Below are 21967 nucleotides of genomic sequence, written 5' to 3'. Positions count from 1 at the left end.
ATCGTCATTCCGGAGAAGCACCCGATGGTCACCCTGCTGGGCGCGGCCGACTCGCTCCTGAGAGTGATCGAGAACGGCTTCCCGGACGCCGACATCCACGTCCGCGGAAACGAGGTGACGGCCACCGGCTCGCCCGCCGACGTCGCCCTCGTCAAGCAGCTCTTCAACGAGATGATGCTGGTGCTGCGCACCGGCCAACCCCTGACGGAGGACGCCGTGGAGCGCTCCATCACCATGCTCAGGAGCGCCGCCGAGGACCCGGACCACCCGGTGCCGTCCGAGGTGTTCACGGCGAACATCCTGTCCAACCGGGGCCGCACCATCCGCCCCAAGACCCTGAACCAGCAGCGCTACGTCGACGCGATCGACAAGCACACCATCGTCTTCGGCCTCGGCCCGGCGGGCACCGGCAAGACCTACCTGGCGATGGCCAAGGCCGTGCAGGCGCTGCAGGCCAAGGAGGTCAACCGGATCATCCTGACCCGGCCGGCGGTCGAGGCGGGCGAGCGGCTGGGCTTCCTGCCCGGCACGCTCTACGAGAAGATCGACCCCTACCTGCGCCCGCTGTACGACGCGCTGCACGACATGATGGACCCGGAGTCGATCCCCCGGCTGATGGCGGCGGGCACCATCGAGGTCGCGCCGCTGGCGTACATGCGCGGTCGCACCCTGAACGACGCGTTCATCATCCTCGACGAGGCGCAGAACACCTCGCCGGAGCAGATGAAGATGTTCCTCACCCGCCTCGGCTTCAACTCCCGCGTGGTGGTCACCGGCGACACCAGCCAGATCGACCTGCCGAACGGCACCCGGTCCGGCCTGAAGGTCGTCCAGGAGATCCTGGTCGACGTGCCCGACATCCACTTCTCGGTGCTGACCAGCACCGACGTGGTGCGGCACAAGCTGGTCGGCCGCATCGTTGACGCATACGAGCGCTGGGACGCCCGGCAGGAGGCCGAGGAGTCCAGTGACCGCAAACCCGTCCAGCGCCGGGGCGCCCGGGCGCCCCGACAGTCCCATCGCACCGAAAGCTGAGTACTGAGCCCTCCATGTCGATCGACATCGCCAACGAGTCCGGGTGGGACGTCGACGAGGAGTCCATCCTCGACGTCGCCCGCTACGCCCTCGACAAGATGCGGATTCACCCGCAGTCCGAGCTCTCCGTGATCCTCTACGACAGCGAGTCGATGGCGGAGCTGCACGTCCAGTGGATGGACCTGCCCGGTCCGACCGACGTGATGTCCTTCCCGATGGACGAACTGCGGCCCGGCAAGGAGGGCGAGGACCTGCCGGAGGGCCTGCTCGGCGACATCGTGCTCTGCCCCGAGGTGGCGAAGCAGCAGGGGCTGGCCGCCCCGACCAAGCACTCCATGGACGAGGAGCTGCAGCTGCTCACCGTCCACGGGGTGCTGCACGTGCTCGGCTACGACCACGAGGAGCCCGACGAGGAGCGCGAGATGTTCGCGCTGCAGAAGCGGATCCTGGACGACTGGCGGGCCGGACGCGGGCTGAGCGGGCTGTCGCCGGCGCCGACCGTCCACTGAGGGCCGGCCGTCTGTGAGTGGTGAGAGTACGAGCTTCCTGATCGGGGCTCTGCTGCTGGTGGTGCTGGGCTGGCTGGCGGCGTGCGCGGAGGCGGGGATCTCCCGGATCTCGCGGTTCCGCGCCGAGGAGGCGGTCCGCTCCGGGCGGCGGGGCTCCGACCGGCTGCTGACGCTGGCCTCGGACAGCATCCGCTACTTGAACCTGGCCACCCTGATCCGGGTGGCCAGCGAGATGGCCGCGGCGGTGCTGGTCACCGTGGTGTGCGTGCGCAGCTTCGACCAGACCTGGCAGGCGGTGCTGGTCGCGTTCGGCGTGATGGTGCTGGTGTCCTTCGTGGCGGTCGGGGTCTCCCCGCGCACGATCGGCCGCCAGCACCCGCTGACCACGGTCACCGCGGCGTCCTACGTGCTGCTGCCGCTGGCCCGGATCCTCGGGCCGATCCCGCGGCTGCTGATCCTGCTGGGCAACGCGCTGACGCCGGGCAAGGGCTACAAGGAGGGGCCGTTCGCCTCCGAGGCCGAGCTGCGGGCGCTGGTCGACCTGGCGGAGAAGGACGACCTGATCGAGGACGAGGAGCGCCGGATGGTGCACTCGGTCTTCGAGCTGGGCGACACCATCGTGCGCGAGGTGATGGTGCCGCGCACCGACCTGGTGATGATCGAGCGTCACAAGACGGTCCGTCAGGCGCTCACGCTGGCGCTGCGCTCCGGGTTCTCGCGGATCCCGGTGGTCGGCGACAACGAGGACGACGTGGTCGGCATCGTCTACCTCAAGGACCTGGTGCGGCGCACCCACATCAACCGGGACGCCGAGTCCGAGCAGGTGGCCTCGGCGATGCGGCCGGCGGTCTTCGTGCCGGACTCCAAGCCGGCCGCGGACCTGCTGCGGGAGATGCAGCAGATGCGCTCGCACGTGGCGATCGTGATCGACGAGTACGGCGGCACCGCCGGCCTGGTCACCATCGAGGACATCCTGGAGGAGATCGTCGGCGAGATCACCGACGAGTACGACCGGGAGATCGCGCCGGTCGAGGACCTCGGGGACGGCTCCTACCGGATCACCGCGCGGCTCACCGTGGAGGACCTCGGCGAGCTGTTCGGGATCGAGCTGGACGACGAGGACGTGGAGACCGTCGGCGGGCTGCTGGCCAAGTGCCTGGGCCGGGTGCCGATCCCGGGCTCGTCCTGCGAGATCCCGGTGCCGGAGGGCAGCGGCCTGGCGGCGATCGCGCTGACCGCGGAGAGCTCGGCGGGCCGGCGCAACCGGATCGGCACCGTGGTGGCCGCCCCGGTGTGGATCGCCGAGCAGTCCGAGGAGCCGGCCGAGGAGGACGTGCAGCAGTAGCGGCTGCCCCGCGGGCCCTGGGCCGCGGTGTCCGACCGGAGCGACCGGTTGGGACACCGTGTCCCGGGGCCCGTTTGCCTCCTGTGCCCGAACGTGCCGACCATGAAGACATGGCTCATCTACTGCGCGCGGAGTACGGCCCGAACGGGCCGGCCGGCGAGGTGGCCAGGTGGCACGTGGTCCGTGGCACCGACCCTTCGCACGGCATGTGCGGCGCCGAGATCGGTGAGGGCGCCGAGACCAAGCCGGAGGAGGCCTGGGGGACCGGGCTGTACTGCTGCCAGCAGTGCGGGTCGCTGTACCTGCACGAGGTCCCGTTCCTCCGGTCCGAGCATGCGGGGAGGACCTGGTGAAACTCCAAGACGAACTACCGGTCGACCACCGGCTGGGCACCGTGTACCGCATCGGGGCGGGCCTCGGCGGCGTGTTCCTGGTGGTGTTCGGCATCCTCGGACTGACCGACACCAGCCCGGGCTTCCTGGACACCTCCGGCAAGGAGGTGCTGGGCCTGTCCAGCAACGGGGCGCTGAGCGTGCTGTCGCTGGTGGCCGGCGGGATCCTGATCCTCGGCGCGGTGATCGGCGGCAACCTCGCGTCCGACATCAACATGGTCATGGGCGTGCTGTTCGTGCTGGCCGGCTTCGTCGGCCTGATGGTGCTGGACTCCAGCGCCAACCGGCTCGCCTTCCACATCTCCAACGTCATCTTCAGCTTCGTCTTCGGCTTCGTGATCCTGACCTTCGGGATGTACGGCAGGGTCAGCAGCCACCTGCCGCAGGACAACCCGTACTGGAAGCACCGGCACACCCATGACGCCGACCAGCCCTCCGGACCGCCCGCGATGGTGAAGATCCTGCGCCCCGGGCCGTCGCACCCGACCGGACACTGAACGTCGACGAACCATCGTAGAGTGGGGCCTCCAGCACCCGACGGACCGTCAGATCCGCCGGGTGAAAGGCTGTTTGGAGGGGGAACGACCGATGACCGAGCGCACTCTCGGGGCGCTGGCCAGCTCGCCGATCGGGTTCGGGGCGATGGTGCTCTCGCCCGGCATGTACGGCGAGATCGACGAGCAGCGCGGGCAGGACGCGCTGCGGGCCGCCATCGACGCCGGGGCCCGGCTGATCGACACCGCGGACGGCTACGGCGCCGACGGGCACAACGAGCAACTGGTCGGCCGCGCGGTCCACGGCCGGCGCGAGGACGTGGTGCTGGCCACCAAGTTCGGCTTCCGGATCCCGGACGGCGCCGAGCCGCACCGCTTCCCGGTGCACTTCGCCTTCGGCGAGCTGGCGGTGAACTGCGAGCCCAAGTACGTGCGCGGCTACGCGGAGCAGTCGCTGCGCAACCTCGGCGTCGAGGCGATCGACCTGTACTACCCGCACTTCCCGGACCCGCAGGTGCCCTTCGAGGAGACCGTCGGGGCGGTCGCCGAGCTGATCGCCGACGGCCTGGTGCGGCACCTCGGCGTCTCCAACGTGACCGCCGCGCAGCTGCGTGCCGCGCACGCGGTGCACCCGGTCGCCGCGGTGCAGACCCAGTGGTCGATGTGGCAGCCGGCCGACCCGGAGCTGCTGGCCGCCGCCCGCGAGCTGGGCGTCGGCGTGGTGGCCTGGAGCCCGCTCGGCGGCGGCTTCCTCACCGGCACCGTGCAGCAGGTCGGCGAGGGCGACTTCCGGCAGCAGCAGGCCCGGTTCAGCGCCGAGAACCTCGCCGCGAACAACGACCGGTACGCCCCGCTGCGCGCGATCGCCGCCGAACTCGACGTCAAGCCCGGCCAGTTGGCGCTGGCCTGGCTGCTGCACCAGGACCCGCACGTGGTGCCGATCCCGGGCAGCCGCACCCCCGCGCACATCGCGGAGAACCTGGCCGCCGCCGAACTGGCGCTGGACGGGGCGGTGCTGGCCCGGATCGAGGCCGCGCTGGCGGAGTTCGCGCCGCTGGGCGAGGGAGCGGTGCTCAAGGGCTGAGCGTCCGTACCCGGGCCCGGGGCGGCCGCCTATGCTCGGGGCCATGACTGAGCTCACCGAACTGGACCCCGAGGACAAGAAGATCATCACGCTGGCGCGGTCGGCCCGCGCCCGCAACGGCGTGGCCGAGGGTGCGGCGGTCCGCGACGAGACCGGCCGCACCTACGTGGCCGGCACCGTCGCGCTGGAGTCGCTCCGGCTGAGCGCGCTGCAGACCGCGGTGGCGATGGCGGTGGCCAGCGGGGCGAAGAGCCTGGAGGCGGCCGCGGTGGTCTCCGCCGCCGAGGCTCCGGCCGAGGCGGACCTGGCGGCCGTCCGGGACCTGGGCGGGGCCGGTACGCCGGTGCTGCTGGCCGGTCCGGACGGGGTGCTGAAGCTGGCCGCCGAGGCCCGCTGAACCCTCCGCGCAGGGGTGGGGTGTCCGGAAACGGCGCCCCACCCCTGCGCTGTCCGGGTGCGATAATCGCATCGGCTGGGGGGCTCCCCGGCGGGGGCAACCCGGGGAGGGGACATGGGAGTTGCGGCGTTCTTCTGCGGGCTGCTGCTCAGCGTGATGGGCTTCGGCCGCTGGCACGAGACCGGCTCGCCGTGGTGGCTGGCCGGCACGCTCGTCCTGCTGGCGTTCGTGCTGGTCGGCGGCATCACCGGGAGCGGGAAGAAGAAGACCGGCTGACCGGCGTGGGCACCACGGGCACCGCCTGAGCGGAGGCGGTCCGCCGATCGGCGACAATGGGTGCCATGAATGCCCCTTCCTCCCCGTACCGCTCCGGGTTCGCGTGCTTCGTCGGCCGTCCCAACGCGGGAAAGTCGACCCTGACCAACGCGCTGGTCGGGACGAAGGTCGCGATTACCTCCGACCGTCCGCAGACCACCCGGCACACCGTCCGCGGCATCGTGCACCGCCCCGACGCCCAGCTGGTGCTGGTCGACACCCCCGGGCTGCACAAGCCCCGCACGCTGCTCGGCGAGCGGCTCAACGACCTGGTCCGCACCACCTGGGCCGAGGTCGACGTGATCGGCTTCTGCGTGCCCGCCGACCAGAAGCTCGGCCCCGGCGACAAGTTCATCGCCAAGGAGCTCGCCGAGCTCAAGAAGACCCCCAAGGTGGCGATCGTCACCAAGACCGACCTGGTGGACTCCAAGCGCCTGGCCGAGCAGCTGATCGCGGTCCACCAGCTCGGGCTCGAGCTCGGCTTCGAATGGGCCGAGATCATCCCGGTGTCGGCCGTGGGCGACCAGCAGGTGACGCTGGTCGCCGACCTGCTCACCAAGCTGCTGCCGGAGGGCGTGCCGCTGTACCCGGACGGCGACCTGACCGACGAGCCGGAGCAGATCATGGTGGCCGAGCTGATCCGCGAGGCCGCGCTGGAGGGCGTCCGGGACGAGCTGCCGCACTCGCTGGCGGTGGTGGTCGAGGAGATGCTGCCGCGCGAGGGCCGTCCCGCGGACCGGCCGCTGCTGGACATCCACGCCAACGTGTACATCGAGCGGCAGAGCCAGAAGGCGATCGTGATCGGCGCCAAGGGCGCCCGGCTGAAGCACGTCGGCACCACCGCCCGCAAGCACATCGAGGCGCTGCTCGGCACCCCGGTCTACCTGGACCTGCACGTCAAGGTCGCCAAGGACTGGCAGCGCGACCCCAAGCAGCTGCGCAAGCTCGGCTTCTGACGGCGCGTCACCGGGCCGTCGGCGGTTCCGGTGGGGCCGGGGAGGTTCCGGTAGGGTCCGGGCGTGAAGCTGCACACCCGCGAATGGGGCACCGGCGACCGGATCGCCCTGCTGATCCACGGCATCCAGGCCGACCACCGCACCTGGCGGCTGGTCGGCCCGGCGCTGGCCGAGCGCGGCTACCGGGTGATCGCCGCCGACCTGCGCGGCCACGGCGCCTCCCCGCGCGGGGCGGGCGCCGGCCCCGCCGAGCGCTACCACCCGGCGCGGTACGCCGACGACCTGGTGGAGACGCTGCCCGCGGGCGTCGCACTCGCCCTCGGCCACTCGATGGGCGGTCTCGCCCTGCGAGACGCCGTGGAACGGCTGAAACCCGCCCGTGCGGTGTACAGCGACCCGGCTTTCGTCTACGACCGGCCGGGGGCCGGACCCGAACCCTTCGTCGGGTTCAAGCGGTTCGGCACCCGGGCCTTCATCACCGCGATGCACCCCGGCTGGGCCGCCGAGGACGTGGACGTGGAGCTCGCCACCCTGGCCGTCTGGGACCCGGACACCGCCGTCGGCCTGTGGGCCCATCCCGGGCACTCCGGGCTGCCGGCCGCCGCGGCCGTCCCCTCCCTGGTCCAGCTCGCCGATCCGAGCACCCTGGTGACCCCCGTCGAGGCCGAGCGGCTGCGGACCCGCGGTTTCGAGGTCCGGACCGTCCCCGGCACCGGCCACTGCATCCACCGGGACGATCCGGCGGCGTTCCTCGACTCCCTCGACGGCTGGATCTGATGGGACGCCAGACGGTTCCCGTGACAGGGTAAAACTTCGGCGATGCTCCGGTGTCGGGTGGTGGACTGTCCCGGCCGTCCTTGGCATGTCCCGATTCTTCGTCAACGGACCGGTGTCCGAAGGTATCTGACGGGTCATCAGAATCGAATGGCCGGTGCACGAGATGTGGAGGTCTAGCGCACCCCTCGTTCACTTCGCCCGTGTCCGGCGTTCATGCCTCTGGTTCCACGAATCCCCCCGGAACCGAGACGGTCTGTTCCGGCCACTGAACGCTCCGGAAGGCGAAGACCGGCATGGGACAGCCGAGATTCCTCATCGTCAGCAGACCCCCGCAGCCTGAACTGGCCGGCGGGGGCGTGGTCTGGCGGCTCCTCGGAGCGAACAACCGGCACCTCGGGCAGGGCGAGCGGGTCTTCGCCGAGCTCGCGGACTGCCTGGCGGCGATCGGCAGGCTGCAACTCGGACTCGACCACGCCCGCTCGGTGGTCGCCGGCGTGGAGCACGGCCAACTCTGGCGCTGGCGACTGGAGATCGAGGGGGAGCCGGTGGCAAGTTCTACGCGCGCATACCGTCGGCAGCGCGAATGCCAGTACAGCCTCGGCCTGTTCCTGGCCGGAGCCCGCACCGCCGACCCCGGACCGCGCCCGCTGGTCGCGCTGCCCCGGCAGGGCGCCGCCCCGGTCCGTCCGACGGCCGGTCCGGCCCTGCGCAGGAGCGGCGTATGAGCGACACCCAGGTCCGGCTCGCCAAGGACGACACCGAACGGCGGATCACCCCGTCCTCGCGGCCCGACCTCGCGGACGTGCTGTTCCTCACCTGTGCCCGGGCCAGCGGCGCGTTCGTGCTCTGCGTGATGCTCGGCGTCGGCGGCTACCTGGCGGTCCGGGCGACCGACGCGCTGCGCACCGCCGGCTGGTCGTTCCTCACCGTCGAGAACTGGAACCCGGACGGCGGCCACGGCCAGTTCGGCATCGCCGCGGTGCTCACCGGCACCGTGCTGATCGGCGGCATCGCGGTCGCCCTGGCGATGCCGCTGGCGCTCGGCAGCGCGCTGTACATCAGCGAGTACGCGCCGCGGAAGTTCAAGCGGACCCTGATCGGCATGGTCGACCTGATGGCCGCGGTGCCCAGCGTGGTCTACGGCGTGTGGGGCTTCGTCCTGCTGCAGTACAAGCTCACCGGCATCGCCCGCTGGCTGGCCACCTACTTCGGCTGGTTCCCGCTCTTCACGGTCAGCGGCGACGTCAAGGTCGACGACCCGGTCACTCCGCCGCTGATCTACACCGCCTCCAGCCTGATGGCCGGCACCGTGGTCGCCTTCATGATCACGCCGATCATGTGCTCCATCATGCGCGAGGTCTTCGACCAGGCCCCGGCCGGCGAACGCGAGGGCGCCTACGCGCTCGGCTCCACCCGCTGGGGCATGATCCGCACCGTCGTCCTGCCGTTCGGCCGCGGCGGCATCATCGGCGGCACCATGCTCGGCCTCGGCCGGGCGCTCGGCGAGACGATCAGCGTCTACCTGATCCTCTCCATGCACTTCGAGATCCAGCCGCACATCCTGCAGACCGGCGGCAGCGCCGTCGCGCCGCTGATCGCGCTGCGCTACGGCGACTCCAGCAACTTCTCGGTCTCCGCGCTGATGGCCGCCGGACTCACGCTCTTCCTGCTCACCCTGGTGGTCAACTTCGCGGCGGCCGCCGTGGTGGCCCGCAGCCGATCGGGGGCCAGCTCGTGACCACCCTCACCCCGCCCACCACCCGCCGCACCACGGTGGTCGACAAGCCCGCGCCGGGCGCCGTCGCCGAAGGTCCGCGCCGCCGCACCGGCGGCAAGCGCGGCACCGACCACTGGGCGCTGCTCGGCAGCCTGGCCGGCGCCGTCGCGCTCTCCGCGCTGCTGTTCCAGCGGATCGCCCCGTTCAGCGGCGCCATCGGCTTCGTGGTCTGCACCTGGCTGGGCTTCCTCGGCCTCTACGCGCTGGTGCTGCGCGACGAGGGCAAGCTCTCGGTCCGCGACCGGCTGGCCTCCGCGGTGGTGCACTCGATCGCCGCGCTGCTGCTCGGCATCCTGCTGTGGACCGTCGGCTACGTCTTCTGGCACGGCTTCACCGCACTGCGGCACCTGAACTTCTACACCCAGGACCTCTCGCTGGCCGGCCCCGCCGACCCGCTGGACCAGGGCGGCGCGCTGCACGCCATCGTCGGCACGCTCAGCCAGATCGCCATCTCCCTGGCCATCACCATCCCGCTCGGCCTGTCCTGCGCGGTCTTCCTCAGCGAGGTGCCCGGCCGGTTCGCCCGGCTGGTGCGCACCCTGGTCGAGGCGATGACCGCGCTGCCCTCGATCCTGGCCGGCCTGTTCATCTACGCCGTGCTGGTCATCACCCTGGGCTTCTCCCGCTCCGGCTTCGCCGCCAGCGTCGCGCTGTCCGTGATGATGCTGCCGATCCTGATCCGCGCCTCCGACGTGGTGCTGAGGCTGGTGCCCGGCTCGCTGAAGGAGGCCTCCTACGCGCTCGGCGCCGGCCGCTGGCGCACCGTGTGGACGGTCACCCTGCCCAGCGCCCGCTCCGGCCTGGCCACCGCGATCATCCTGGCCGCCGCCCGCGGCATCGGCGAGACCTCGCCGGTGCTGCTGTGCTCCGGCTACACGAAGAACCTCAACCTCGACCCGACCGACGGCGCGCAGGCCTCGCTGCCGCTGATGGCGTTCACCCTCATCAAGCTGCCGTCCGACCTGCACAAGGCGCGCGCCTTCGGCGCCGCCGCGGTGCTGATGGGGCTGGTCCTGCTGCTCTTCCTGGTCGCCCGCTTCCTCGGCGGCCGCGGCCCGGGCGAGCTGACCGCCCGTCAGCAGCGCCGCCGTCAGCTGCGCTCGTACCAGGACCTGCTGCGGATGGTCCCGCAGCCGGCCCAGCCGCAGCCCGCCGCCCCGCCGTGGCCCGCACCGCCCGCGGCCCCCGCCTCGAACCGAACCGCCCGAAAGGCCCCCGTGTCCAGGAGCGCGATCTCCCGCACCCTCACCTTCTTCGCCGTGCTCGCCCTGTCCGCCGCCTCGGTGATGTTCGGCGCGGTCCCGCGCGCCGCGGCCGAGGACTACCGGCGGATCTCCGGTGCCGGTTCGACCTGGAGCTCCAACGCGATGGACTCCTGGGTCAGCAACGTCCGGCAGTACGGCATGACCATCGACTTCGACGCCCAGGGCTCCAGCTACGGCCGCAACCAGTTCAAGAACGGCGCCACCGACTTCGCGGTCACCGAGATCCCGTACGGCCTCAACGACGGCGGCCAGTTCGACGCGCCGCCGCCGTGGCCCTCGGCGTACCTGCCGATCGTGGCCGGCGGCACCTCGTTCATGTACAACCTGAAGATCGGCGGCGCCCGGGTCACCAACCTGCGGCTGTCCGGCGAGTCCATCGCCAAGATCTTCACCGGTGTGATCACCCGCTGGAACGACCCGGCGATCCAGGCCGACAATCCCGGGCTGAAGATGCCGGACATCGCGGTCCGCCCGGTGGTCCGCTCCGACGGCTCCGGCACCACCGCGCAGCTCACCACCTGGATGAGCAAGAAGCAGACCGGGATCTGGGACGACTACTGCCGGCGCACCCCGCGCAAGCAGCCGTGCGGCATGACCTCCTTCTACCCGCTGCTGTCCGGCTCCACCTGGCAGGCCCTCGGCACCTCCGTGGCGGTCGCCAACGCGGTCGCCAACGACGCCAACGTCGGCGCGATCACCTACGTCGAGTACTCGTACGCGCTCAACAGCCGCTTCCCGGTGGCCAAGATGCTCAACAGCGCGGGCTACTACGCCGAGCCGAACGGCAAGAACGTCTCGGTCGCGCTGAAGCAGGTCCGGATCAACCCCGACCTGACCCAGCAGCTCGACAGCGTGTACGACGCCCCCGACAGCCGGGCCTACCCGCTCTCCTCGTACAGCTACATGGTGGTGCACACCAGCGAGGTCGGGACGTTCAGCAGGGACAAGGGCAAGACGCTCGGCGCGTTCGGCTACTACTTCCTCTGCGAGGGCCAGAAACAGGCCGACGGGCTCGGCTACTCGCCGCTGACCCCCAACCTGGTGCAGTCCGGCTTCGAACAGCTCGCCAAGATCCCGGGCAGCGAGGGCCGCGCCTTCGACGCCGGCAAGTGCTCCAACCCGACCTTCGGCCCGAACGGCAGCAACCCGTACGCCGACAGCGCGGACAAGCCGCAGGACTGCGACCGCAAGGACTCCGGCAAGCAGTGCGCCACCGGCACCGGCGGCAACAAGTCCACCACCCCGGTCACCAACAACGGCGGCGGCAGCGCCGGCGGTGCGGCCGGTGGCGCGGCGGGCGGCTCCGGCACCGGCGGCGCGGGCGGCACCGGCGGGACGGGCGGCACCGGGGGCACGGCCGGTGGCGCGGCGGGCGGCGCGGCGGGCGGCTCCGCCAGTGGCGGCGGCTCCGGCGGCGACCCGGCGCTCACCGGCGGCGGCAGCGGCACCTCCGGCGGCTCCGGCCAGCAGTACAGCGCCGACTCGGTGCCGCTGGCCGCGGGAGCCGGGTCCGGGCTCCGCTACACCCTGATGGCGATGGCCGGCGGTCTGCTGGTCGCGCTGATCGTGCTGCCGCCGCTGATCGCCGGGCGCACCGCGCGCACCGCGGACGGCTTCGTGGCCGTCGCCCCGCCTGCCCTGATGCCCGGTCAGGCCCCGTACGGGCCGGCGCCCTTCGCGCCGCAGCCGTTCCCGCAGCCGCCGTTCGGCCCGCCGTGGGGCGGCGGACAGCCGCCGGTCCCGGCGCAGGGCGCGCCCGTGATGTGGGGCGGCATGGTGCCCGCGCCGCAGCCCGGCGCCCCCGCGGCCCTGCCGCCCGCCGAGCCCGCCGCGGCCGAGTCGGCACCCGCCCAGGCCCCGTCGGCCGACGCGCCGGTGAGCGCCGACGCCCCGTCAGCGGGCGGGGCGGGCGCGCCGAAGGGTGACGCACCGTCGGCCGGCGTGCCGAGCGGCGACGCCCCGAAGGGCGACGCCCCGACCGCCGAGCTGCCCAAGGTCGACGAGGGGGAGACCCGATGAGCGGCAGACGCAGTGCGGTGCAGCGGGCGGCGCGGACCGTCGGCGTGCTGGCGCTGGTGATGGCGGCGGCCGGCGGTGCGGCGCTCTCCGCCGACCCGGGCGGCCCGCCCGCGCGGGTCGCGGACGCCCACGACGCCACCACCGAGATCCCGGTCGACCCGCTGACCGGCGCCCCGACCGGCATCGACCCGACGCACAGCGCCACCAAGCGCGCCCCGCAGGGCACCGGCAGCGCCGCCGCGGCGAAGCCGCAGGCCGCCGGGGCCACCGGCGACGCGGTCACCGTCACCGGCAGTGGCGAGTTCGCCAACCTGAAGGTGACCGTCTCGCAGACCACCCACCTGGTGAACCAGGTGGTCACGGTCGGCTGGACCGGCGGCAAGCCGACCGTCCCCAGCCCGATGGTGTTCGGCCAGGACTACCTGACGCTCATGCAGTGCTGGGGCGACGGCGCCGGTCCGGACCGCAGCCAGTGCCAGTACGGCGCCACCAAGGGCGACAGCCGCGGCGGCGCGTACGTGCCCAGCCGGCAGCTCAACTACGGCATCCTGAAGGACGGCCGGGAGAACCTGCCGGACCGCACCGACAACCAGAACACCTACGTCCCGTTCCGCTCGGTCACCGGTGACCCGGAGGAGACGCAGGGCAGCAGCCAGTTCTACGACGTGCAGTCCACCAACGAGGTGCCGTTCGCGCCGACCCGGGCGGACGGCACCGGCCAGGTGTTCTTCGAGGTGCAGACCGGCATGGAGGCGCCGGGCCTGGGCTGCGGGCAGACGCCCAAGGGCCAGCCGGGGCCGTTCACCGAGGGCCGGCAGTGCTGGCTGGTGGTCGTGCCGCGCGGCGAGCTCGAGGTCGACGACAAGCCGCCGGTCGGCTCGTCCGGGCAGCTGCAGTCCTCGCCGCTGTCCCGCACCAACTGGGACAAGCGCCTGGTGGTCCCGCTGCACTTCGAACCGGTCGGCCTGTCCTGCCCGATCGGCTCGACCGAGCGGCCCACCGCCGGCACCGAGGTCGCCGCCGAGGCCGTCTGGCGCTGGCAGCCGGTGCTGTGCCAGCAGGCCGGCGGCATCTTCAGCTACACCCAGATCACCGACGACCTGGCCCGCAGCCGGCTCACCCGCGGCGACCCCGGCCTGATCTTCGTCGGCAGCCCGCTGCCCAAGGCCGAGCAGGTCGAGGGCCGCACCCCGGTGTACGCCCCGCTCGCGGTGTCCGGCCTGGCGATCTCGTTCAACATCGAGAGCCAGTCCTACTCGCGGACACCCCCGGAGATCCGGCAGAAGGACGGCCAGCGGATCACCGACCTCAAGCTCACCCCGCGGCTGGTGGCCAAGCTGCTCAGCCAGAGCTACCGCTACTCGGTGAACCCCGGAGACCCCGACATCCCGCCGGGCAACCCGCTGGACCTCACCTCCGACCCCGAGTTCATCGAGCTCAACCCGCAGTTCTCCACGCTGTACTTCCCCTCCCGGATCGCCGACGTGCTGCTCCCGTCCGGCGAGGGAGACGCGGCCCGCCTGCTGTGGCTCTGGGTGCTCGCCGACGCCGACGCCCGCGCGTTCCTGAACGGCCAGCCCGACGCCAAGTGGCACCACCAGGTGAACCCGCACTTCACCCTCGCCCAGGTCGAGATGCCGCGCTCCAACTACCCCAAGCCGGACGGCTACTGCCAGGCGTTCCCGGACGACCCGTTCAACCGCCCCGAGTGGTGCAACCTGGACGGCCACCCCTACGCCAGCAACATGCGCGAAGGCTCCCGCGCCACCGCCCGCGGCGACACGCTCGCCAAGTCGGTGTGGGACGCCACCGCGCTGCCGCCGTCGCTGAAGAAGGCCGCGCCGCAGGCCCAGGGCCTGCGCGGGATCCTCGCCGTCACCACCACCGCCCAGGCCGCCCGCTACGGGCTGAACACCGCCCAACTGCGCAACGCCAACGGCGAGTTCGTCGCGCCGACCGACCAGGCACTGCTCACCGAGGCGGCCGCCGCGCCGGCCGGCGAGAAGGTCGGCGCACCGGTGGTCGACCCGGCGGCGAAGGTCGCCGGCGGCTACCCGCTCACCACCATCACCTACGCGGCCACCGTGCCCAGCGCGCTCGACAAGGAGAGCGGCAAGTCCTACGCCGCGCTGCTGCGCTACGCGATGGGCGGCGGCCAGGTGCCCGGCGTCGCCGCCGGACAGCTCGCCGCGGGCTACGCCCAGCTGCCGCAGACGCTGCGCACCCAGACCCTCGCCGTCGCCGACGCGATCGAGGCCCGGGCCGGCGTGCCCGAGCCCACCGCGAGCGCCACGCCCACCGCCGCCGCCTCCAGTCCCGCCACCCGCAGCACCACCGGTACGACCACGGGCAGCGGCAGCAGTGGCAGCGCCGGCGGCACCGGTTCGACCGGTGCGGGCCACGCCGACAACGGCGGCGGAGCCGGCGGCGCCCAGGACCCGGGCACACCGCCCGGCCCGTCGCCGACGCCCTCGCACGAGCCGAGCATGCTGTCGCCCGCGCCCTCGGCCGCCCCGGTCGCCAAGACCGCCGGCACCGACGTCGGCGCGCTGCGCTACCTGCTCGGCGGGGCACTGCTGGTCGGCCTGCTGGCCGCCGCCGCCGGGGTCTTCGGACCGCGGCTGCTCCGGGCGCTGCGCCGCTGACCGGCCCCGGCCGGCGCCGCTGACGCCCCCTCAGACCACCTGTCCTCCTTCCGACCCTTCGCACGCACCACGGCGCCACCAAGCCGGAGCCTCGGCTCCGTGCTGCCCGGAACCAGTCCGATAAGCACCGATTCGTACCGAACAAGGGGACTCACGCCCATGAACCTGCACACCAAGCGCAAGGTGGCCAAGGCCGTCACCGTGGCCACCGGCCTCGGTCTGATGATCGCCGGCACCGGCACCGCCCAGGCCGACCCGACCGGTGCCCCGCAGTACCGCCTGCTGGCGGGTGTCGGTTCCGACACCACCCAGGGCGTGATGAACGCGATCGCCAACGCCGTGACCCTGAACGGCCAGAAGATCATCGGTTCGTACGACGCGGTCGGCACCCCGACCATCAACACCAAGTCCACCGCCGCCTGCCAGGGCCTGAACCGCCCGAACGGCTCCGGCGCCGGCCGCACCGCCCTGGTCAACGAGCTCAACAAGGGCAACGGCTGCCTGGACTTCTCCCGCTCCTCCAGCCTGAACCTGGCCGCCGTCACCCCGGGCCTGACCTACGTCCCGTTCGCCGTCGACGGCGTCACCTACGCGGTCTCGGCCGGCTCCGCGCTGCCGCTGGACCTGTCCACCGCGGACCTGCACGCCATCTACAGCTGCGACCCCGGCTACGTCGGCACCGGCCCGAACTACGACATCCACCCGCTGCTGCCGCAGGCCGGTTCCGGCACCCGCAGCTTCTGGGAGTCCGTGGTCGGCATCACCGAGGCCGACGTGACCTCCGGCAAGTACCCCTGCGTCTCGGACACCAAGGGCGGCAAGAAGATCGAGGAGCACGACGGCCGCGTGCTCGACACCAACTCGCTGGTGCCGTTCTCGATCGCCCAGTACATCGCCCAGTCCTCGGCGACCATCGCCGACCTGCGCGGCACCGCCCAGCTCGGCAACATCAACGGCGTCCCGTCGGTGCTGCTGAACACCAACGCCGCCGCGACCCGCGACGTCTACAACGTCATCCCCACCGCCAAGGTCGGCGTCAGCCCCTGGAGCGACGCGTTCGTCGGCTCCGGCGCGCTCGTCTGCCAGCAGACCGCGGTCATCAAGCAGTACGGCTTCGGCGTCAACGCCAACTGCGGTGACACCTCTCGCACCACCGGCTGACCCTCCCTCATCTTCCGTTAGCGAAAGGCATCACAGTCGTGAGCATCCGCATCACCCGCACCGTCGCGCTCGGCGCGGCGACCCTGCTGGCGGCCGGCAGCGCCACCATCCTCGGCTCGGCCTCCGCGTTCGCCGCGGACAGCCCGACCATCGGCACCGTCGCCGTCAACCCGGCGACCGGCTCGGACACCGAGCTGATCAACCTGGTCACCTCGGGCAGCTGCCCCGGCGGCACCAACCTGCAGGCGCTGGTCTTCGGCCAGGGCTTCCCGGCCAACGGCTACGGCGTCACCCCGAACGCCGCGCAGTCCATCTACCCGCCGGACGCCCAGGGCCGCCTCTCGGTGCCGCTGTCCGACACCATGGCCTCCTTCGCGCAGAAGAACGGCTTCAGCACCCTCAGCGGCAAGTACGAGTTCCACGTCCGCTGCCAGGCGAAGATCGGCCAGACCTACTTCGGCGACTTCGTGGGCGCGATCTGGTTCACCGCCCCGAACAGCTACACCAGCACCGACCCGAACCCGCCGGTCGTCGTGGCGACCACCACCACGCTGACCGCCACCCCCAACGGCTCGGCCACCGAGGGCAGCGAGGTCACCCTGACCGCCGCCGTCTCCCCGGCCGCCGCGGGCAACGTGCAGTTCACCGACAACGGCGCCCCGCTGGGCACCCCGGTGGCCGTCTCCGGCGGCCAGGCCGTGCTGAAGACCAGCACCCTGGCCAAGGGCGCGCACACGCTCGGCGCGGTGTTCACCTCCACCGACGGCGGCTTCGGCGGCTCCACCGCGCAGACGGTGGCCTACACCGTCAGCCCGAAGGCCGCGACCGCGACCCACACCGCCCTCGCGGTCAACCCGTCCGGCTCGGCCCAGCACGGCACCGCCGTCCAGGTCACCGCCACCATCGACCAGCCGGCCGACGGCACCGTCCAGTTCCTGGACAACGGCGCCCCGCTGGGCACCCCGGTGGCCGTCTCCGCCGCCACCGCCTCCGTCACCCTGTCCGACCTGGCCGAGGGCGACCACTCGCTGACCGCCTCCTTCACCCCGGCGGACGCCAACCTGTACGCGGCGTCGGTCTCCCCGGCCGTGGCGTTCACCGTCACCCCGGCGGGTGGCGGTGGCGGCGGCACCACCCCGCCGCCGGCCCCGGTCTCCGAGACCATCACCACCACGGTCGCCCCCGGCGCCCTGGTGATCAGCGTGGCCGGGACCAACGTCTCGCTGCCCCCGCTGACCCTGAACAACGACTCCACCCGGTTCGGCACCGCCGGCCCGATCCAGACCGTCACCGTCACCGACACCCGTGCCGGCGCCCCCGGCTGGTCGGTCAGCGGCCAGGTCGCGCAGTTCACCTCCGGCGCGAACCTGATCAACCCGCAGAACCTCGGCTGGGCCCCGAACCTGGTCTCCAAGGGCGACGGCCTCAAGGTCACCCTCGGCGGCACGGTCAACCCGGCCGACGCGGTCGGGGTCAACGACAACGGCGTGCTCGGCCTGAAGTCCTCCCGGACCCTGGCCACCGCCACCGGCCTCGGCACCGCCAAGCTCGGCGCCGACCTGACCCTGCTGGCCCCGACCTCCACCCTGCCGGGCACCTACCAGGGCGTGCTCACCCTGACCGCGATCTGACGCCCAGCCTTCACCTGAGGGCTGTCAGTCCGTCACCCGGCGGCCGGGCCGCCCTGGCGAAATCGGCACACCACGAGCACAACGCCCGTACACCGTACGCGCATTCGTGGCCGAACCAGCGCCAGGGCGGCCCGGCCGCCACTCTCCCCGCACCGCCCCCGCACCCCGAGGAACCCGCCGATGCGCCGATGGCTCCTGGCACTTCTCCCCGCCCTGCTGCTCCTGCTCGGCGGCCAGCCCGCCCACGCCGCACCGCGGACCGCGCCCGCTGACGCCCCGCAGGCGCAGACCTTCGGCATCCAGCCCGCCACCGCCACCGACCCCGACGGCCGCGGCAACTTCGGCTACTCCGCCACCCCGGGCGCCGTGGTCAAGGACCACGTGGCGGTGTGGAACTACGGCGACCAGCCGCTGACCCTGCGGCTCTACCCCGCCGACGCCTTCAACACCGACAGCGGCGGCTACGACGTGCTGCCCGAGGGCAAGCCCTCCACCCAGGCCGGCGCCTGGCTGCGCACCGCCGTCAGCTCCCTCGAACTCCCCGCCCGCAGCCGGCAGATCGTCCCGTTCACGCTGGCCGTCCCGCGCGACGCCACCCCCGGCGACCACGCCGCGGGCATCGTGGTGGCGCTCCGTCAGGAGAGCAAGGACGCCAACGGCAACGCGGTCTCCGTCGACCAGCGGGTCGGCACCCGGGTCAACATCCGGGTCTCCGGCGACCTGCGCGCCGAGCTCAGCGTCCAGGACGCCCGCGCGGTCTACCACCCGAGCCTCAACCCCTTCGCGGAGGGCCGCACCACCCTCACCTACACGGTTCGCAACACCGGCAACGTCCGGCTCGGCGGCAAGCAGACCGTCCGGGTCACCAACGCCTTCGGCAGCATCGCCAACGGCGCCGCCCCCGCCGACCTGCAGGAGCTGCTGCCCGGCAGCGGCGTCACCTACCGGGTCCAGGTGAGCGGCGCCTACCCGACGCTGTGGAGCACGGCCGGCATCACCATCGACCCGATGGCCGTCAACGGCGACCGCGACCCCAAGCTCTCCAGCACCGTGTACAAGCACCGCTACGCCACCATCCCGTGGACCGTGCTGGTCCTGCTGGTGCTCGTCGTCGGCCTGGGCCTCGCGATCCGGCAGGCCCGCCGCCGCAACCGCCGGCTCGCCGCGCTGCGCCCGCCGGTCCACCCGGTCGTGGTCACCGTCGGCCTGGCCCTCCTGGTGACCCTCGGTCAGTTCACCGGCGCCCACCGCGCCGCCGCCGAACCCGTGCTGCCGGGCACGCTGTCCTTCGACTACGCCACCGGCCACGACGACGACGCCATCGACCTGCTCACCGACGGCAAGTGCCCCGACCCCGTTGCCGACTACCTGGGCGTCAAGCTCACCGGGCCCGGCTTCCCCGCCGAGGGCGTCCCGCTGATCGGCACCACCGCGGTCACCGCCTACCGGCCCGCCGCCAACGGCGGCTTCGTGATCCCGCTCTCCAACACCCTGCGGGTGATCGCCAACCGCAGCGGCGTCAGCCAGCTGACCGGCGACTACACCATCACCGCCAGCTGCCGCGCCAAGGTCAACCCCAAGTCGCTGCGCGACTTCACCGGCACCCTCACCTTCACCGGACCGACCACGTGGAAGGCCGGCGCGGTCGCCGCCGACGGCGTCATCCACGCCGCCGCGGCCGACCCCACCAACCCGCCGCCCGCGACCAAGCCCGCGGCCGGTTCCGGGTCCGGCTCGGGCTCGGGCTCCGCCTCCGGCGACAGCGCCACCTCGATCGGCTCCTGGCTGGCGGTGGTCGGCGGGCTGCTGCTGCTCGGCTGGATCGCGGTGCCGCAGATCCGCAAGGCGCGGCAGCGCCGCAAGGAGGGGGAGGGCGACGCTCCCGCGGGAGACGCCGGCCCGCGTGGTGGTGACGCCCCGTCCGGTGATGCTCCTGATGCCGTTGATGCCACTGATGTCGCCTCGGACGGCTCCGGGGCGTCGGAGGGTGTCGCGACGGCCGAGCGCATCGAGGCGTCGGAGATCTTCGGTGCCACGGACAGTCAGTCCGCGACGGGCGCCGAGGCGGGTGTGAAGTGACCGTGACCGAGCTGCCGTCGCCCGCCGACCCGTCCGCCACGCCGTCCGCTGCGCTCGCCGCGGCGTTCGCCCCGCCGCCGCCCTCGAAGCCCCAGGTGCGGCCGATCGTGGCCCCCGCCGCCGCGACGGGCACCAGGCCGCGGATCCTCCCGGACGGCCCGCAGCTGGTCGGCGCGGCGCTGACCATCGTCGCCGCGCTGCTGATCGGACTCGTGCTGGAGCTCGGCCCGCTGGGCAGCCTCAAGCACCTGCGCGACCACCAGACCGGGTACGCCGCGCTGCGGGAGAGCCTCGCCAAGGGCACGGTGCCGATCGGGCAGCTGGACCAGACCGGCGCGCCGGTCCAACTCGGGACGCCGGTGGCGCTGCTGGAGATCCCGGAGCTCGGGCTGACGGAGGTGGTCCGGGAGGGCACCACCGGGGGAGTGCTGGAACTCGGCCCCGGCCACCGGCGCGACTCGCCGATGCCCGGCCAGGCCGGCACCGCCGTGCTGCTCGGCCGGCAGGCCGGCTACGGCGGGCCGTTCGGCAACCTCGGCAGCCTGACCGTCGGCGAGACCTTCAAGGTGACCACCGGTCAGGGCGTCAGCAAGTTCCGGGTGCTGAAGGTGCGCCGGGCCGGCGACCCGCTGCCCCCGGACATCACCCCCGGGGCCGGCCGGCTGATCCTGGTCACCGGCTCCGGACCGGAGTTCGGGCCCAACGGCACCCTGGTCGTCGACGCCGACCTGACCAGCGACGTCCTCCCCAACAACCCGCGGCCGATGTCCGCCGACGCGCTGCCCAGGAGCGAGACCGCGATGGGCACCGACGACGGCGCGTGGATCCCGCTGGTGCTCTGGGGCGAACTGCTGCTGCTCGCCGCCGTCGGCCTCGCCCTGGGCTGGGCCCGCTGGGGCCGCCGGCCGACCTGGATCATCGGCGTCCCGGTGCTCGGGGCGGTCTCCCTCGCGGTGGCCGACGAGGTCGCCCGGCTGCTGCCCAACCTGATCTGACGAACCCTCGGCCGCGCCACCCCGCGCGGCCCGGCCCGACCCGCAAGGAGCGCTGGATGACCAGCACCGAACCGCTCACCGTCCCCGGCCCCGCCGCGCCCCTCCTGCCGTCCGGCGCGCCCAGCCCCGCCGGCACGCTGGACGCCCGCGCGATCTCCGCGTGGTTCGGGGAGCGCAAGGTGCTGGAGCAGGTCTCCCTGGAGATGCCGGCCGGCCGGGTCACCGCGCTGATCGGCCCCTCCGGCTGCGGCAAGTCGACCTTCCTGCGGATCCTCAACCGGATGCACGAGCTGATCCCGAGCGCCACCCTGGCCGGCGAGGTGCTGCTGGACGGCGCCGACATCTACGCCCCCGACCGGCGGCTCACCGAGGCCCGCCGCGACATCGGCATGGTGTTCCAGAAGCCCAACCCGTTCCCCGCGATGTCCATCTACGACAACGTGGTGGCCGGCCTGAAGCTCACCGGCATCCGCGCCTCGCGCGCCCAGAAGGACCAGCTGGTCGAGGAGTGCCTCACCAAGGCCGGCCTGTGGAAGGAGGTCGCCGACCGGCTGCGCCAGCCCGGCGGCGCGCTCTCCGGCGGACAGCAGCAGCGCCTGTGCATCGCCCGCTCGCTGGCGGTGCGCCCCAAGGTGCTGTTGATGGACGAACCGTGCTCGGCCCTCGACCCCACCTCCACCCGCCGGATCGAGCAGACCATCCGGGAACTGGTCGAGGAGGTCACCATCGTGATCGTCACCCACAACATGCAGCAGGCCCAGCGCGTCTCCGACCAGTGCGCGTTCTTCCTGGCCGAACAGGGCACCCCCGGCGGCATCGTCGAACACGGCCCGACCGAGGCGATGTTCACCGACCCGACCGACCCCCGCACCGCCGACTACGTCAACGGCCGCTTCGGCTGACAGCCGCCTCAGCGGGCGCCACCGAAGGCACCCGACGGGCCGTCAGGCGCCCTCGCGCAGCACCAGACTGACCAACTCGCGCTGGGAGTCGGTGAGTTTGGGGTCCGCGCAGTAGACCGTGCGGCCGTCGACGGTGATCTCGTAGTGGAAGCCGTCCGGTACGCCGTACGCGGGCCCGCGCAGCCCGCC

At 72.7% G+C, this 21967-nt stretch carries 19 protein-coding genes; all 19 read left to right on the top strand.

The window, feature by feature from the left end; genetic code table 11:
* The first annotated feature begins 24 nt into the window (after positions 1-24).
* The gene (locus tag AB0K51_RS09780) at positions 25-1035 is read left to right on the top strand and encodes a PhoH family protein (RefSeq protein WP_363452670.1); all 1011 of its coding nucleotides are present in this window, start codon (positions 25-27) and stop codon (positions 1033-1035) included.
* Positions 1036-1049: 14 nt separating this feature from the next.
* Positions 1050-1544: an rRNA maturation RNase YbeY gene (ybeY, locus tag AB0K51_RS09775; protein ID WP_285737974.1), complete on the top strand. Its 495-nt coding sequence runs from the start codon at positions 1050-1052 to the stop codon at positions 1542-1544.
* 13 nt (positions 1545-1557) lie between these two features.
* Positions 1558-2889, top strand: coding sequence for a hemolysin family protein (locus AB0K51_RS09770; RefSeq protein WP_363452475.1), 1332 nt, complete (start codon positions 1558-1560; stop codon positions 2887-2889).
* Positions 2890-2999: 110 nt separating this feature from the next.
* Positions 3000-3242, top strand: coding sequence for a hypothetical protein (locus AB0K51_RS09765; protein ID WP_363452473.1), 243 nt, complete (start codon positions 3000-3002; stop codon positions 3240-3242).
* Positions 3239-3778 (top strand): DUF4383 domain-containing protein, encoded by a 540-nt coding sequence (locus AB0K51_RS09760; protein WP_363452471.1) that lies wholly within the window; start codon positions 3239-3241, stop codon positions 3776-3778. The genes AB0K51_RS09765 and AB0K51_RS09760 overlap by 4 nt, the downstream gene beginning before the upstream one ends.
* Before the next feature lie 91 nt (positions 3779-3869).
* Complete coding sequence (locus AB0K51_RS09755) at positions 3870-4859, top strand: aldo/keto reductase (RefSeq protein WP_363452469.1); 990 nt, start codon at positions 3870-3872, stop codon at positions 4857-4859.
* Between the two features lie 43 nt (positions 4860-4902).
* On the top strand, positions 4903-5256 hold the full coding sequence (locus tag AB0K51_RS09750; RefSeq protein WP_363452467.1) for a cytidine deaminase: 354 nt from the start codon (positions 4903-4905) through the stop codon (positions 5254-5256).
* Between the two features lie 114 nt (positions 5257-5370).
* Positions 5371-5532 carry a hypothetical protein gene (locus AB0K51_RS09745; RefSeq protein WP_363452465.1) on the top strand — a complete coding sequence of 54 codons (162 nt, stop codon included), beginning with the start codon at positions 5371-5373 and terminating at the stop codon, positions 5530-5532.
* A 56-nt stretch (positions 5533-5588) separates the two neighbouring features.
* Entirely contained in the window at positions 5589-6527 is a 939-nt protein-coding gene (era, locus tag AB0K51_RS09740; protein ID WP_363452463.1) for a GTPase Era, read from the top strand.
* A gap of 63 nt (positions 6528-6590) precedes the next feature.
* Entirely contained in the window at positions 6591-7304 is a 714-nt protein-coding gene (locus AB0K51_RS09735; RefSeq protein ID WP_363452460.1) for an alpha/beta hydrolase, read from the top strand.
* 293 nt (positions 7305-7597) lie between these two features.
* Complete coding sequence (locus AB0K51_RS09730; RefSeq protein WP_363452458.1) at positions 7598-8029, top strand: hypothetical protein; 432 nt, start codon at positions 7598-7600, stop codon at positions 8027-8029.
* Positions 8026-9042, top strand: coding sequence for a phosphate ABC transporter permease subunit PstC (gene pstC, locus AB0K51_RS09725; RefSeq protein ID WP_363452456.1), 1017 nt, complete (start codon positions 8026-8028; stop codon positions 9040-9042). Before AB0K51_RS09730 ends, pstC begins: the two co-directional genes overlap by 4 nt.
* Positions 9039-12365, top strand: a complete 3327-nt coding sequence (pstA, locus tag AB0K51_RS09720; protein ID WP_363452454.1) for a phosphate ABC transporter permease PstA — start codon at positions 9039-9041, stop codon at positions 12363-12365. The genes pstC and pstA overlap by 4 nt, the downstream gene beginning before the upstream one ends.
* The gene (locus tag AB0K51_RS09715) at positions 12362-15010 is read left to right on the top strand and encodes a hypothetical protein (RefSeq protein ID WP_363452452.1); all 2649 of its coding nucleotides are present in this window, start codon (positions 12362-12364) and stop codon (positions 15008-15010) included. The genes pstA and AB0K51_RS09715 overlap by 4 nt, the downstream gene beginning before the upstream one ends.
* 159 nt (positions 15011-15169) lie before the next feature.
* On the top strand, positions 15170-16171 hold the full coding sequence (locus AB0K51_RS09710; protein ID WP_363452450.1) for a substrate-binding domain-containing protein: 1002 nt from the start codon (positions 15170-15172) through the stop codon (positions 16169-16171).
* A gap of 38 nt (positions 16172-16209) precedes the next feature.
* A complete protein-coding gene (locus AB0K51_RS09705; protein ID WP_363452448.1) occupies positions 16210-17802 on the top strand; it encodes an Ig-like domain-containing protein in 1593 nt (530 codons plus the stop codon).
* Positions 17803-17982: 180 nt separating this feature from the next.
* Positions 17983-19881 (top strand): hypothetical protein, encoded by a 1899-nt coding sequence (locus AB0K51_RS09700; protein ID WP_363452446.1) that lies wholly within the window; start codon positions 17983-17985, stop codon positions 19879-19881.
* Positions 19882-19883: 2 nt separating this feature from the next.
* Complete coding sequence (locus AB0K51_RS09695) at positions 19884-20876, top strand: sortase (RefSeq protein ID WP_363452444.1); 993 nt, start codon at positions 19884-19886, stop codon at positions 20874-20876.
* A 56-nt stretch (positions 20877-20932) separates the two neighbouring features.
* Positions 20933-21778: a phosphate ABC transporter ATP-binding protein gene (locus AB0K51_RS09690; protein WP_363452442.1), complete on the top strand. Its 846-nt coding sequence runs from the start codon at positions 20933-20935 to the stop codon at positions 21776-21778.
* The last annotated feature ends 189 nt before the right edge of the window (positions 21779-21967 follow it).

The organism is Kitasatospora sp. NPDC049285 (genome assembly GCF_040678815.1).
Classification (GTDB): Bacteria; Actinomycetota; Actinomycetes; order Streptomycetales; family Streptomycetaceae; genus Kitasatospora.
Note: the sequence above shows the minus strand (reverse complement) of the source record. Positions and strands in the feature narration are given on the sequence as shown.

Bases quoted from the DNA above. Each gene is read 5' to 3' on its own strand.
- AB0K51_RS09750 (WP_363452467.1), top strand. From the start codon at position 4,903: ATGACTGAGCTCACCGAACTGGACCCCGAGGACAAGAAGATCATCACG.
- AB0K51_RS09780 (WP_363452670.1), top strand. From the start codon at position 25: ATGGTCACCCTGCTGGGCGCGGCCGACTCGCTCCTGAGAGTGATCGAG.
- AB0K51_RS09730 (WP_363452458.1), top strand. From the start codon at position 7,598: ATGGGACAGCCGAGATTCCTCATCGTCAGCAGACCCCCGCAGCCTGAA.
- era (WP_363452463.1), top strand. From the start codon at position 5,589: ATGGGTGCCATGAATGCCCCTTCCTCCCCGTACCGCTCCGGGTTCGCG.
- AB0K51_RS09700 (WP_363452446.1), top strand. From the start codon at position 17,983: ATGCGCCGATGGCTCCTGGCACTTCTCCCCGCCCTGCTGCTCCTGCTC.
- AB0K51_RS09690 (WP_363452442.1), top strand. From the start codon at position 20,933: ATGACCAGCACCGAACCGCTCACCGTCCCCGGCCCCGCCGCGCCCCTC.
- AB0K51_RS09765 (WP_363452473.1), top strand. From the start codon at position 3,000: ATGGCTCATCTACTGCGCGCGGAGTACGGCCCGAACGGGCCGGCCGGC.
- ybeY (WP_285737974.1), top strand. From the start codon at position 1,050: ATGTCGATCGACATCGCCAACGAGTCCGGGTGGGACGTCGACGAGGAG.
- AB0K51_RS09745 (WP_363452465.1), top strand. From the start codon at position 5,371: ATGGGAGTTGCGGCGTTCTTCTGCGGGCTGCTGCTCAGCGTGATGGGC.
- pstC (WP_363452456.1), top strand. From the start codon at position 8,026: ATGAGCGACACCCAGGTCCGGCTCGCCAAGGACGACACCGAACGGCGG.
- AB0K51_RS09710 (WP_363452450.1), top strand. From the start codon at position 15,170: ATGAACCTGCACACCAAGCGCAAGGTGGCCAAGGCCGTCACCGTGGCC.
- AB0K51_RS09755 (WP_363452469.1), top strand. From the start codon at position 3,870: ATGACCGAGCGCACTCTCGGGGCGCTGGCCAGCTCGCCGATCGGGTTC.
- AB0K51_RS09715 (WP_363452452.1), top strand. From the start codon at position 12,362: ATGAGCGGCAGACGCAGTGCGGTGCAGCGGGCGGCGCGGACCGTCGGC.